12 protein-coding genes are annotated in these 13,884 nt (G+C 60.0%); 1 reads left to right on the plus strand and 11 read right to left on the minus strand.

Going from position 1 to position 13,884, the window contains the following annotated elements:
• Positions 1-222: 222 nt before the first annotated feature.
• The 4 genes from CO731_RS00725 to CO731_RS00740 form a co-directional block, all read right to left on the minus strand.
• Positions 223-1,503 (minus strand): TRAP transporter large permease, encoded by a 1,281-nt coding sequence (locus CO731_RS00725; protein WP_108605507.1) that lies wholly within the window; start codon positions 1,501-1,503, stop codon positions 223-225.
• Positions 1,503-2,108 carry a TRAP transporter small permease gene (locus CO731_RS00730; RefSeq protein WP_108605508.1) on the minus strand — a complete coding sequence of 202 codons (606 nt, stop codon included), beginning with the start codon at positions 2,106-2,108 and terminating at the stop codon, positions 1,503-1,505. The genes CO731_RS00725 and CO731_RS00730 overlap by 1 nt, the downstream gene beginning before the upstream one ends.
• A 93-nt stretch (positions 2,109-2,201) precedes the next feature.
• The gene (locus CO731_RS00735; protein WP_245439559.1) at positions 2,202-3,305 is read right to left on the minus strand and encodes a TRAP transporter substrate-binding protein; all 1,104 of its coding nucleotides are present in this window, start codon (positions 3,303-3,305) and stop codon (positions 2,202-2,204) included.
• Positions 3,235-4,335 (minus strand): mandelate racemase/muconate lactonizing enzyme family protein, encoded by a 1,101-nt coding sequence (locus CO731_RS00740; protein ID WP_108605510.1) that lies wholly within the window; start codon positions 4,333-4,335, stop codon positions 3,235-3,237. Before CO731_RS00740 ends, CO731_RS00735 begins: the two co-directional genes overlap by 71 nt.
• Before the next feature lie 109 nt (positions 4,336-4,444).
• On the opposite strand from CO731_RS00740, the gene CO731_RS28525 reads away from it, so the two are divergent.
• Positions 4,445-4,921, plus strand: coding sequence for a hypothetical protein (locus tag CO731_RS28525; protein ID WP_108605511.1), 477 nt, complete (start codon positions 4,445-4,447; stop codon positions 4,919-4,921).
• Between the two features lie 188 nt (positions 4,922-5,109).
• Here CO731_RS28525 and CO731_RS00745 read toward each other — a convergent pair whose 3' ends face one another.
• The 7 genes from CO731_RS00745 to CO731_RS00775 form a co-directional block, all read right to left on the minus strand.
• Positions 5,110-6,750, minus strand: coding sequence for an ABC transporter ATP-binding protein (locus CO731_RS00745; protein ID WP_108609551.1), 1,641 nt, complete (start codon positions 6,748-6,750; stop codon positions 5,110-5,112).
• A gap of 46 nt (positions 6,751-6,796) precedes the next feature.
• The gene (locus CO731_RS00750; RefSeq protein WP_108605512.1) at positions 6,797-7,927 is read right to left on the minus strand and encodes an ABC transporter permease subunit; all 1,131 of its coding nucleotides are present in this window, start codon (positions 7,925-7,927) and stop codon (positions 6,797-6,799) included.
• The gene (gene oppB, locus CO731_RS00755) at positions 7,920-8,843 is read right to left on the minus strand and encodes an oligopeptide ABC transporter permease OppB (RefSeq protein WP_108605513.1); all 924 of its coding nucleotides are present in this window, start codon (positions 8,841-8,843) and stop codon (positions 7,920-7,922) included. Before oppB ends, CO731_RS00750 begins: the two co-directional genes overlap by 8 nt.
• A gap of 43 nt (positions 8,844-8,886) precedes the next feature.
• The gene (locus CO731_RS00760) at positions 8,887-10,500 is read right to left on the minus strand and encodes a peptide ABC transporter substrate-binding protein (RefSeq protein ID WP_108605514.1); all 1,614 of its coding nucleotides are present in this window, start codon (positions 10,498-10,500) and stop codon (positions 8,887-8,889) included.
• 42 nt (positions 10,501-10,542) lie between these two features.
• The gene (locus CO731_RS00765) at positions 10,543-11,172 is read right to left on the minus strand and encodes a glutathione S-transferase (RefSeq protein WP_210307878.1); all 630 of its coding nucleotides are present in this window, start codon (positions 11,170-11,172) and stop codon (positions 10,543-10,545) included.
• 75 nt (positions 11,173-11,247) lie between these two features.
• Positions 11,248-12,525, minus strand: coding sequence for an FAD-binding oxidoreductase (locus tag CO731_RS00770; RefSeq protein WP_108605515.1), 1,278 nt, complete (start codon positions 12,523-12,525; stop codon positions 11,248-11,250).
• A gap of 139 nt (positions 12,526-12,664) precedes the next feature.
• Complete coding sequence (locus tag CO731_RS00775; RefSeq protein ID WP_108609553.1) at positions 12,665-13,825, minus strand: M20 aminoacylase family protein; 1,161 nt, start codon at positions 13,823-13,825, stop codon at positions 12,665-12,667.
• Positions 13,826-13,884 lie beyond the last annotated feature (59 nt).

The raw sequence follows: 13,884 nt of genomic DNA on the forward strand, positions 1-13,884 counted from the left end.
CTGTCAAGGCGTCGGCGCCTTTACAGACCGTCGGGCACCCATTGGACGGTGTGACCGACGGGGTTGATCCCGCGCGACACGCCGACCGATAGGATCAGCTTCGGCTCCCGGCAGGACCGGAAAAGGGTCCGATCGGTCCCTTTTCCATGTCAGTGGCATACCCGTTCGGGCACAATCGACAAGAGTGCCGTGGAAACTCACGGCTCTGCCTCATCAGTCTGACTAGTCCGCCATCAAGTTCGGAAACCACGTCGCCAGCTCCGGAACCGCCATCAAAAGCACCGTGAACAACAATGTCACTATGAAGAATGGCATGTTGGCCCGGAACACCTCGATCTGATCACACTTGGCTATGCGACCGGCGATCATGAGCGACATGGCGACCGGCGGTGTCACCTGTCCGATGACAACGGCCATGACCATCAGCACGCCGAAATGCACGAGGTCGATTTCGAAGGCAATAAGCGTCGGCAGTAGAATTGGCACCAGGACCGGGATCAACGGATCGAGAAACATGCCTGCAATGATCGCTACGACCATCAGCGCGCAAAGGCGCATGAAGGTGCTGTCGCCGATGGGCAGGACATCGATCAGCGATGCCAGGGCTGCCGGTACATGCGCGGCCGACAGCACCGAACCCAAGGCCGCCGACAAGCTGACGATGAGAAGCAGTTCACCCGAAAGCTGAACACCAGCCACGGTTGCCCTGTAGAGGCCCTTCCAGTCGAGCGAGCGATAGACGAACAGCGACAGGAATGCGGCGTAGACCGCACCGAAAGCGCCGGCTTCAGAAGGTGTGAAAATGCCGAGTACCAATCCGCCAACGATGATGCCCGGCATGCCGAAGGCAAGGCTGGCCGCGAGTGCCGTGCGCCAGAACTCGGCAAAGGAAAATCGGCCGAACGTCGGATAGCCGTTCTTGCGCGCGAGATAGCCGACGGCGATCATGAAACATGCCCCAAGGAGCAGACCCGGGATAAGCCCGGCCAAAAATAGTGCACCTAACGAGGTACCGGTAACGGCTGCATACAGGATTGCAGGTGAACTTGGCGGGATCAGAGGCCCCACACCGGCCGACGAGGCGCTGACAGCCGCAGCAAATGGCGCGCTGTATCCTTCCTTTTTCATCTCAGGGATGAGGATCGAGGCACTCCCGGCAAGGTCGGCCGTGGAAGAACCGACCATGCCGCCGAAGAAGATGCTGGTCAGCACGTCGACTTGTGCCAGGCCGCCTTTCATCCAGCCGACCAGCGATCGGGCAAAATTGAACAGTTTGCCGGATATTCCGCCGGCGTTCATGTAGATGCCGCCAAGTACGAAGAGCGGGAACGAAATGAGCGTATAACTGCTCATGCCGGCGACCATGTTCTGTGGCAGAACCAGTCCCCACTGATTGCCTAGGAAAAGGCTGATACTGACCGCGATCATCAGCGCGGCGATCATGGGGACACCCGCGACGAGAAAGCCGACGAGCGAGACGATACCGATGGAAGCGCCGATCATCACAGTCCTCCGGCAGTCACGGGATGTTGCGCGTCGATCTCCTTATCGTCATCGCCGCGGCGGAAATGACTTACCGCTTCAGCGAGGAAGGCCAGACAGACGAGTCCTGCCCCGATGCACATGGCGGAGGTGAACCAGCCTGCCGACATGTCCAGATAGACGGAGCGATCCGAACCGAAGAGCAACAGATAGTTGAAGGACATTATGGTCAGGTAGCCGAAGGCTGCCGTGGAGGCGAGTTCCGTCACGATCCGCAGCAAGCGGCGCGAGCGTGGCGCCAGACGGTCCACCAGCGAGCCGATGCGGATGATCTCGCGTCGACGCACCGACAGGAACATGCCCAGCATCGCCAGCCACGGCACCAGAGCTATCACGACTTCATCGGCCCAGATGATGCCGAAATTGAACGTGTAGCGCAGGGCCGCATTGGCGAAAACCAGAAGCGTGATGGCGAGGAGCACGACGACGCCGAAAAACTCCACGACGCTGTTTATCCATTTGTCGATACCGGTTTCGTCCACCGTAGTTGAAAGTTCTGCCTCGATCGACGCCTTGGTTATCGCGCGGGCGAGGTCGTCAGGCGCTCCGCCATCTCGAACGGTCATGAAAAATTCTCCTGATTCATTTGCAGTGCCCTGGCGGTGGCCGCCTTAAACAATTGGAGCGCGTGGGCATGCGACCCACGCGCTCCGATCGCATCACTTGGAGGCGGCAGCCTCAAGCACGGCCTTGGTGAACTCCGCGCCGGCAATGCCCTCCACCGAGGCGTAGATCGCCGCCGATTTGGCCTGGAAGGCGGAACGATCGATCTCGTTGATCGAGATCTTGCCTCCAGCCTTCAGCTTGTCGAGCAGCTCCTGGTCCTTCTGCTCGCCGAGCTTGCGAGAATCGACTGCAGCCGCCAGGGCCGCCTCCTTCACCACAGCCTTCTGCTCGTCGCTCAAGCTGTCGAACCTGGCACCGTTCATCACAAGAGTCACAGGTGTGTAGACGTGATTGGAGAGCGACAGATAGGACTGCACCTCGTGCATCGAACTGGTAACAATATTGTTCAGCGGGTTTTCCTGGCCGTCGATCGTGCCGCTCTGAAGCGCAAGATAAATCTCGCCATAGTTCATCGTCATCGGGTTTGCGCCAAGCGTCTTGAACATGAGCATCCGCGACGGGCTTCCCGGCACCCGCAACTTTATGCCTTGCAGATCTTCCGGCTTGGTGATCGGGCGCACATTGTTGGTGATCTGCCTGAAACCCATTTCGCCGAAGGCCAAGACCTCCACGCCGATCTTTTCTCGCATCGACTGGCGAAGCTTTTCGCCAATCTCGCCATCGACCATACGCGCGACGTCGGTGCGATCGCCGAACAGGAAAGGTAGATCGAACACGGCCCAGGACGGATCGAGTTGCACGGCGTCGGAGGTCAAAGTGGTGATGTCGATCTGGCCGGTGCGGATCTGCTGTTGATGGACATCCTCGTCACCCAGCGCCGCACTGTGATGAAAGTCACTCTTGAAGTCATCGCCCAACTTGGCCTTGAGCTTGTCGGCCATGTCCTGCAACATGATCGTGTCCATGGTGGTGACCGGCGAAGGGCTGGACATCTTCAGCGTCAGCGTCTCAGCGCTGGCCGGCGCCTCAAGCAAGGCTGCTCCCAACAAGAGCAGACCGCCTCCGGCGATGCGTTTGACAGTATCAAGCATTTTAGTTCCCTCTCTTTTTTGTTTCTTGAAATGTCTAAAGGTACTTCTGAACGAGCGTCTCCTTGAGCCGTTCCCGGTGGAGTGTGACGCCAAAGCCGGGCGCATCTGGAATAGCGACCCGACCGTTCTCCGCCTTGGGCGGATTGATGAACATCTGTTCTTCGACCTGCTCTGACCCGAGGTGAATTTCGGCCAGCGTGCCGTTTCGGAAGCCCGCGACGTGATGCAGGCACCAGATTCCGCCACCGCCGGCGTCGGACAAAGGCTTGTTGTAGGCCTGGGCGAGATGAGCGACCCTGCGGGTCTCGGTCATGCCGCCGTTGTACATGCTGTTGGGCATGAAGATGTCGATCGCATCGTGCTCCACCCACTCGCGGAACCGGAGCACATGGCCGTCCATCTGGCCGGCCGAGAACGGGATCGTCGTGCGCTTGCGCAGCATGCCGAGGTCACGCGCATCGACGCGGCGCAGAGGGTCCTCGAACCAGGCGATGTTGTAGTCCTGTATCATCGGGCACAGGCGCATCGCATTCTCGGCGTTGAGGCTCTCATTGGCGTCAACTGCGAGCATGATGTCCTCGCCGATCGCCTCGCGCACCATGCGAACACGCCGGGCGTCCTCGACCACGCCGGCCTTCGACCCGACGAGCATCTTGAGCCGCGTATGCCCCTTGCCGATCAGGCGACGTGCCATCTCGATCAATTCGTCTGTGCTGTAGGCGAGGAACCCGTAGGTCACGTAGGCGTCGGCGTAGTCCTTGTGCCCGCCCAGCAGTTGCGCGACCGTGCGGCCGCTCTGCTTGCCGATAAGGTCCCACAGCGCCAGGTCGACGCAAGACAGCGCGGAAAGATTGATGCCTGTCATCTGGCCGCGTTCCGAAAGGATCGGCTGGAGACGAGCATGGATCAGTTCGAGATCGCGCGGGTCCATGCCCATGATGGCCGGGGCGATGTGGTGCGCGACGATACCGGCCACGCCGTGCCAGAGAAACCGCGACGCCATGCCGAAGCCGACATGCCCGTCGTCGGTCTCGATCTCGCAGATAATGCGATAGTCATCCTCGATGGGCTTATTGATGATCGGGATGAAGTTCTTGAAAGCATGGATGCTGACGCGGATATCCTTGATTTTCATGCCTGTTGCATACTCTCGTTGGTATGGACTCCGCAGCACCTTGCGGCGCGCAAAGTCACAATGGGTTTCGACCGCGGTCGTTCAGCAGAACTGTTGATTTGATATTTCGATGTATAAGGAAATAACGGAGAAGATCTCGAATTCCAGAAATAAAAACCAACAATGCTTCTTTCATCTTGATGTCAGAAGAACCATTTCATTCAATGTTTTTATTCAGATAAACAATATAATCTTCGGACGTATTTACAAATTTGTATTTCCGATACCTTGGTTCCGAGAAACCGAGCTTGGTGCCGCGCATCAAGTCAGTCTCCCCGGAGTGAGCCGAGGCAAGACTTCAGACCCTTATGAGCGAAGCCGGATCGGCCCTGCTTTCCGTCGACCGTTAATCGTTGCGCGCTGCCGCCGCGACATCGTCGGCGGGCAGGACCTCCCGGCCCATGCCAAGGCCAGATGCACGGCGCTCGAGAGATGCGCACTGCTGACGGCGAAGACCGGTGTCACAAGGGTTGAGATCGCGGACAGGGCCCGGATGCCTGGGAAATTCGCCTGCTCCTCGCATGCAGACAAACGGATGCCCGATTGACGGGCGCACCTAGGAGAAATCAACGGCAAATCCTCGCATCTCAAGGATGAGAGGCGGCTCTTCTCCGGCAACAAAGTCTAACCTATTGCCCGTCTTCCTATCGAAGAGACGCAATCTGTCGGTCGTAAAATCAACGCGAGTGAGGCAGACCCAGCCAGATGCCAAGCGACATGAGGTTTTTCCTTGTATCAACGAGCGGTGCAATCCGCCTCGTCATCAACAGCCTTCAAGTTCAGCGCCGCGCCGATCAGCGTTCTCGTGTAAGGCTCGCATGGTTTTTCGAAGATGGCCTGTGTCGTGCCTTCCTCAACGATGCGGCCGCGTTTCATGACCACTACATAATCGGAAATCGCCCGGATCACCGACAGATCGTGGCTGATGAAGACATAGGACAGGCCATGGGTCAGCTGGAGCGTGCGCAGCAGTTCGATCACCTGGCCCTGAACGGATCGGTCAAGCGCCGAGGTCGGTTCGTCGAGAATGACAACGCTAGGCTTTATGATCATGGCCCTGGCAATGGCGAGGCGCTGGCGCTGGCCGCCGGAGAATTCATGCGGATAGCGGTTGCGCGCCGTCGGATCGAGCCCGACCTCGGCAAGTGCCAGTATGGCACGCCTGTCGCGTTCCGCCTTGTCGAGGGTGGGTTCGTGGATGCGCAAGCCCTCGGTGATGATTTCACCGACCGTGAGGCGTGGCGAAAGCGAGCCATAGGGGTCCTGAAACACCAGTTGCAGTCGGCGGCGAAGCGGGCGCATCGCGGCCTTGTCAAAATTGGAAATATCCTGATCGTCGAAGCGATAAACGCCGGTACTAGGCACAAGGCGCAGCAAAGCGCGCCCCAGCGTCGACTTGCCAGAGCCGGATTCGCCGACGATGCCGATGGTCTGGCCCTGACGCAGTTGCAGGGAGATGTGGTCGACGGCCCGCAGAACGGGATTGAATTTGGGGCTGGAAAAACGGCGGCGGCGGCCGAAGTCGACGACCACGTCCTTGGCTTCCAGAATGACCGGCGCAGAAGCTGACGGAGCCTCCTTACGGCCGCTCGGTTCAGCGTCTAGCAGCATTCTCGTGTAGTCGGCCTGCGGGCGCTCGAAGATATCGCTCCTTGAGCCTTGTTCGACCACTTCGCCGTTGCGCATCACCATGACGCGCTCGGCGAAATGGCGGACGACGCCGAGATCGTGGGTGATCAGCACGATGGCCATGCCGAAGCGGCGTTGAAGCGAACCAAGCAGTTCCAGTATCTGTGCCTGAATGGTTACGTCGAGCGCGGTGGTCGGCTCGTCCGCGATCAGCAGATCGGGTTCGTTGGCCAGCGCCATGGCGATCATGACGCGCTGGCGCTGGCCACCCGACATCTCATGCGGATAGCTGTCGATGCGCCGTTCCGGCTCGGGAATTCCGACCAGTTCCAGCAGTTCGAGCACCTGCTTGCGAGCCGCCGAAAAACTGCAGCCGCGGTGGTATACGATAGGTTCTGCTATCTGCCGCCCGATCGTATAGAGCGGATCCAGCGAGGTCATCGGCTCCTGGAAGATCATGGAAATGCGCGCGCCACGCACCTTGTTGAGTTCGGCCTCGCTCGCGCCAATCAGCTCGCGGCCGCGATACCGGGCTGACCCGCTGACGCGGCCATTGGCGGCGAGAAGTCCCATGATGCCCATCATGCTCTGGCTCTTGCCTGAACCGGATTCGCCCACCACGGCCAGCGTTTCTCCGGCGCGCACGTCGAGGTCAATGCCCTTGACCGCTGAAACCGTCCCGTCCGGCGTAGTGAAATTTACGGTCAGGCCGCGCACGCTCAGCACCATGTCGGGGACTTCGGCCATTTCGACGCTGTTGGCGCGGGTATCGGTGATGGTGGAGTTCATCATGTCAGCGATCCCTGGGATCAAGGGCGTCGCGCAGTCCGTCGCCAATGAAATTCAACGAAAAAAGCGCTACTACGAAAAATGCGGCAGGAAAGATCAGCAGCCACGGCGCGGACTGCATCGAATTGGCGCCGTCCGAGATCAGCACGCCCCAACTGGTCAGCGGCGCCTGCACGCCCAATCCCAAGAAAGACAGGAAGCTTTCCAGCAGGATGACCTTGGGTACCACCACCGTCACGAACACAATGACCGAGCCGATGGTGTTGGGAATGATATGCCGGCGGATAATTTGCCAGTCGGACAGTCCAAGAGCTTCGGCTGCACCAACAAATTCCCGCCGCTTGAGCGCCAGCGTCTGGCCGCGCACGATACGCGCCATGTCGAGCCATTCCACCGCGCCGATCGTGATAAAGATCAAGATGAAGCTGCGACCGAAGAACACCACCAGCACCACGACAAGGAACACGAAAGGCAGCGAATAAAGGATCTCGATCAGCCTCATCATGACGTTGTCGACACGGCCGCCGAGATAGCCCGAAGTCGCGCCGTAGAGCACGCCGATGCCGAGCGACACCAGGCTGGCCAGCAAGCCGACGACGATGGATATCTGCCCGCCGAGCATAATGCGGGTCATAAGATCGCGGCCGTTGGTGTCGGTGCCAAAGAAAAAGTACTGCCGGTTGAGCGAGCCAGCCAGCTTCAACGTATTGCCGCCGTCCAGCGTCTCGACGATCCGCGTATCGGCAAATTCGTCGACCCGGTCAAAGTAGCGGATGGAGCGTGGATCGATAGGGGATGGCGACGTGATCGTCGCGCTGAATTCCTGACCCTCCGTCGAGAACTCCAGAAGCGTCACCCGGGCACGCTTGGCGATGCTTTCCGCCACATCCCGAAGCGTCGAAACGGCTGGCCGCGCCTCGAGACTCGGCGGTATCGCGACATAAGACGAGTAGACTTGGTCATATTTGTGCGCGACGAAGAACGGTCCGAGGAAAGAAAACAGCGTGATCATCGCCAGCACGACGCAGCTCGCCATCGCGGCACGGTTGCGCCGGAAGCGCATGGCCGCCAGCTGGAACAGGCTGCGGCCGACGGTCGGCGCGGCCGGTGCGGTTACGGAAACGGCATCAGTCATGGCGTACCCTCGGGTCCAACAGGCCATAGAGAATGTCGACCAGCAGGTTGAAGACAATGACGAGAACGGCGATGAGAATGACGGTACCCATCACCAGCGTGTAGTCGCGGTTGAGCGCGCCGAGCACGAAGTAGCGGCCGATCCCAGGAACGGAATATATGGTTTCGACCACCACCGAGCCTGTGAACAAAGCGGCGGCGCTCGGCCCCATATAGGACACCACCGGCAACAGCGCGCCGCGCATCGCGTGCATGACAACGACGACCCGTGGCGGCAGGCCATAAGCGCGAGCGGTGCGGACGTGATCGGCATGAAGCGCCTCGATCATCGAGCCGCGCATCAGACGGGCGTAGACGGCCAATTGCGGCAGGGCCAGCGTGATGACGGGCAGCAGCAGATATCTTGCTGATCCGTCACCCCAACCGCCGGCAGGCAGCCAGGCAAGCCCGATGGCGAAAATCAGGGTCAGCACTGGTCCGACGACGAAGTTCGGCACGGTAATGCCGATGGTCGACACCGACATCACGGCGAAATCGATGAAGCTGTTCTGGCGCAGCGCCGCGATCGTGCCGACGGTGACGCCGCCCAGCAACCCCAGCAGCAACGCCATACTGCCCAGTTGCAACGAATAGGGCAGGCCGCTGCCGATCAGTTCGGCAACGGTACTGTCCTTGTAGACATAGCTCGGGCCGAAATCGCCGACCAGCGCATTGCGTATGTAATAGACATACTGAAGCCACAACGGCTCGTCGAGGTGGTAGGTCCTCATCAGATTCGCCATGGTCTCGGGCGGCAGCGGCCGTTCCAGCGAGAACGGACCGCCAGGCGCGAACCGCATCAAGAAGAACGACAGTGTAGCGACGACGAACAACGTCGGAACGGCACTTAACATACGGCGCAGGACGAAGAAAATCATCCGCAACTCCTATCCATCGCCTTCTTGAAGCGGCTACCGGTTTCTATTCAGAGACACTCAGATATTTGCTTGGGTGCTCATTCAGGGCGTTGTCGTGGAAACCCTCGACCTTGGACGCAACCATCCACAAATTTCCTATGTTCAGCAAAGGCATGATGACCTGATCGTGCATGAGCAGGGATTCAGCCTTGTGGAGAGTAGCCGAACGCACTGCCGGGTCCGCTTCCGTATAGGAACGGGCCAACAGGGCGTCATATTCGGGATTGTTGTATCGGCCGTAATTGTAGGTCTTCTGGCTACTCAAGTCGAGTGACAGGGTAGCCTCGGCATCAGCATATTCCGGTGTTCTGGAAGCACGCGCTACCTGGAATTCGCCACCTTGCTGCAGATAGCCGTAGTGCGAGGCGAGGTCGAGATTGTGCAGCGTCACGTTGAAGCCGAACGCCTCTTTCCACATGCTGGCAATCGCCGTTGCCGCCTGTTCGTTCGTGGCGCTGGTGCTGTAGCGGATGGTGATGTCGAGCGGCTTACCGCCAGGGCCGTAGCCGGCCTCCTTCATCAGCTCCAGTGCCATGTCTTCGCGGTCGATCATGGAAAGATCGGCGAAATCCACTTTTGAGGGCGCGCCATATGCCGGGATGCCGGGCGCCATCATGGAATAGGACGGCTTTGCCGAATCGTAGAAGATTTCCTTGGCGAGGAAATCGCGGTCGATGACCATCGATAGCGCGCGACGAAGCCGGATGTCGTCGAACGGAGGCTGCCTTGTGTCAAAGACATAGTACTCGACGGTGAGGCTCGGCGAGACGCGGACTTCGTCGCCAAAGGCCTTGCGAAGGCGCCCCAACTCGGCGGCTGGGAAGCCGGTGATCATGTCGATTTCGCGTGCTTCGAAGCGGCGAACCGATGCGGCCTGATCGACCAGCGGCGTGAAGATCACCTTGTCGAGCTTGACGTTTTTGGCGTCCCAATAGGCTTCGTTCTTTGCCAGGGTGATGTGGTCGTTGGAGACATGCTCCACCAGCTTGAACGGTCCGTTGGAGACCAGCGTGCCAGGCCGCGCGAACTTGCTGCCGTCCTTTTCGATATTCGCCCTGTTGACAGGCAAAGCCGTGCCGTGAGCCGCAAGATTGATATAATAGGGCGTCGGGCGCTCCAGTGTAATTTCCAGATTGTGGTCGTCGATCGCACGCACGCCGAGTTGGTCGGCCGGCATTTCGCCCTTGTTGATGGCTCGAGCGTTCTTGATCGGGAACTGAAGGCGCGGGTCCATCGCGGCGGTCGCCGGATCCAGTTCGCGGCGAAGCGAGTAGACGAAATCATGCGCGGTGACGGCCGTGCCGTCCGACCACTTCGCGTCAGGCCGCAACTTGAACGTGTAGACCGTATCGTCCGGACTGGTGCTCCACGATTCCGCCACGCCTGGAACGATCTTGCCCGTCGAATCGTAGCTGACCAAGCCCTCGAAAATGTCCTTCATGAGATAGTATTCGTGCCAGAGCGAAGCCTTTGCCGGATCGAAGGCGTTCGGTTCGCCGACTATGCCGCGACGCAGCACGGATTCCGCCTGCGCCGACGCACCGGCTAACAGGGCGCTGCACGAAATCAGCAAGGCCAGTCCGAACTTCGCGGGCTTGCATAGCGATAGCAGAGACATCAATTCCTCCTCCTTGTTGTTCTATGGTGTCGTTCTGAGATGTTATGCAGCCGGTCGTTCGGCCTTGGTGATCTGGAACGAGGGCCGTTTCGCCGTCTCTGCCGCATACCAGGCGCTCAAGGCCGGGCGGCTGGTTCGCCAGTCGATGTCAATAAAACACGGCACCTGATCGATGAAGCCGAGCGCGCAGGCGATGGCAATGGTGCCGATGTCGAAGCGCTTGCCGAGGTCGCCGGCAGCGCGTTCGAACGCATCGAGGCTCTTGTTCATCTTGTCGAACTGTCCATCCCGCCATTCCGGCCACAGCTTTTCCGACGGACGGACGACCATCTCGTAGCGGGCCAGAAGCAGCGCTTCCAGCACGCCGTCGGCAACCGCCTCGTCGGTCAGCGCACGCCAGCGGGCAGGGCCGCTCACCGGAAACATGCTGCTTGGCTTCATGGCGTCGAGGTACTGGCAGATGACACCGCTATCGGCGAGCATGGTTCCATCATCGAGCAACGCAGTCGGAACCTGACCGAGTGGGTTGTGCTTGACGATCGACGCATCGCGGTCAATCGGGTGCGCGGCGCAGTCGATAAACTCGACCTGCTCAGCTAGACCGAGCTCATGCGCCACGATCATCACCTTGCGGACGTAGGGCGAACGGGGAGAGTAAAATAATCTGATCATGCGAATGTCCTTTGGCTTTCTCTCGCCCCAGCTCGAAAGCCGGGGCGAAGCTTCATGTCGAATGGCTTTGCGTGGTCAGACCTTGGGCACCAGCGAGAAGCGGTCGACGCGGAACGGCGCCACGTCCATGACCGGCTTGCGACCCATCGCCAGGGCACTGATCAGCGATCCGCTCAAACCCGCCAGCGTCAGGCCGAGGTGGCTGTGACCGAAGGCAAACATCAGGCCCTTGTGACGCGGCGACTCGCCGATGACCGGCAGGCCGTCGGTCACCGTCGAGCGCCAGCCGGACCAGCGGCTCGCGCCTTCGGTGTTCAGGCCTGAGAAGATGCTGCTGCCTGCCGCCGTCAGATTATCGGTATGGCGATAATCGGGGGCGGTCTCCAGTGGCGCGAACTCACCGGTCGAGATCAGGTGAAGCCCCGCCGCCATAGGTGCTGCAACCATCTTCTGCTTCGTGAACGTCACCGGCCGGTTGAGCTTGATTGCGGCCTTCGGGAAGGTCACGCCGTAACCGCGTTCCGCCGAATGCGGGATGGGGCTTCCCAGATCATCCGCAAACTTAGAGGAGTGCGGCCCGGCCGCAATGACCACGACGTCGGCCGCAAAGGTTTCGCCGCCAGCCGTCACCGAGAAACTACCGTCGCTCAGGCACTGGACCGCGTCCACCGCGCGCTGCTGCAGGGTGGCGCCGCCGCGAAGCGCTACATCGCCGATCGCCGAGACCATCTTGCGTACGTCGGCGGTGTGATATGCGCGGGGGAACAGGGTCGCGCGCTTGAAGATGGACGGCAGGTCGGGCTCAAGCTCTCGTATTTCAGCCTCGCCGATCTCCTCGAGGACGACACCATGGCGCTTACGCAGATCGCGGTCGCCCTGCGCCGCCTGGAATGCCTCTTCGCTCTCATAGGCGAACATCCAGCCGCGCTCTTCGGCGTGCGCGTCAAAGGCAGCGCCGCCCATGATGTCTCGGACCGTTGAGACGGCCAGGCTTTGCGCCTCTTGCAGAACCTTCTTGCCGGCTTCGAAAGTCTGCGGGCCGGACGCGGACACGAACGAAGCCAGCCAGGGTAGAAAATCGGGCAAATGCGGCTTGTTCACCATAAGCGTGTCGAGCTTGTCACTTTTCGCCGCCGCGAGCATCGCCTTGACGCCACCTTCGGAGCTGGCCGGCGCGATGATGTTGGTCGCGAAGATGCCGACGGTGCCTTCGCCGCAGCCCCGACCCATGCCGTCCGGGTCGAACATCGTGACATCGAAGCCGTCGCGCTGAAGATATGCCGCGCTGCTTGCGCCGACGGCTCCGGCTCCGACGACGATGGCTTTCTTCCGGCTAGTTTTAGGGGCAGACATGGTTTGACCTCGTTCTTACAGTTTTGATTTTTCCCGGCACGGGACTTCCGGTGTCGGATCGAAATAGCTCTCTCGTTCGGAGGAATGGACCGCATCCATTCCACTCCGATTTCAGTGTCTACAGGCTTGAATACGCCGTTCAGGCGGCCAGGCGTCGTTCCACGATTCTGGCGTAGAGACTGGCCCCGACCGGAAGGATGTTCTCGTCGAGCAGGAAGCCCGGGTTGTGGACGGAAACCGTTTCAGCGTGGCCCAGGTGACAGTAAACGCCCGGCTTCAGGAAGAGCATGTCCGAGAAATCCTCGCTGCCCATGACCGCTTCGTTTCGCATCACGACATTTTCAGCGCCGACGATATCGCGGGCGGCTGCGGCATAGCCTTCAACCAGTTCCTCGGTGTTGACCAGGACGTCGAAGACATTGCGGAGATCGACTTCGATCTCGACATCGAAACTCGTCGCCACCCCCGCAATGATAGCGCGCATGCGCTGGCGCAGGGTTTCGGCGACCTCGCGGTCAAGGAAACGCAACGTGCCGGCGATGACGCATTCCTGCGGAATGACATTGTAGGCAGTGCCGGAGTTGATCCGCGTCACGGACAATACGGCAGCTTTCATCGGATCGAGATTGCGGGCGACGATCGTCTGCAGCATCTGCACGATGACCGAGGCGATCAGGATGGGGTCCTTGGAAGCTTCGGGCTTGGCGGCGTGACTGCCTTTGCCGCGGATGCGGACGTCGAAGAAGTCTGCACCAGCCATTGATATGCCCGGCTTGATGCCGACCCGGTTGGGGAAACCGTTCGGCGAATTGTGGATGCCGTAGATCTCGTCGCAAGGGAAACGGTCGAACAGCTTATCCGCGATCATGGCACGCGCGCCGCCAAGCCCTTCCTCCGCCGGCTGGAAGATCAGGACGGCGGTGCCGGAAAAATTGCGCGTCTCCTGAAGGTAGCGGGCCGCGCCCAGAAGCATTGCCGTGTGGCCGTCATGGCCGCAGCCATGGAAGCGGCCGGGATGCTTCGAGGCGTAGGGGAGATTGGTTTCCTCATCCATCGGCAAGGCATCCATATCGGCGCGCAGGCCGATCATGCGCGTGCCTTCTGACGAACCCTTGACGACGCCGACGACGCCGGTCTTGCCGATTTCAGTGTGAACCTCGATGCCCCAACTCTTCAGCTTCTCGGCAACGATCTTCGACGTGCGGACTTCCTCGAAGCCGAGTTCGGGATACTCATGAATGTCCCGGCGGATTGCGACAAGCTCATCCTTGAAGGAATTTATTCGTTCTAGTACAGGCATGATAATCCTCATCACAGCTTGGCGTCTGCGTCCGTGCTGATCGCAACTCGGGTCAATTC

It is taken from the genome of Aminobacter sp. MSH1 (assembly GCF_003071665.1).
GTDB classification, from domain to species: Bacteria; Pseudomonadota; Alphaproteobacteria; order Rhizobiales; family Rhizobiaceae; genus Aminobacter; species Aminobacter niigataensis.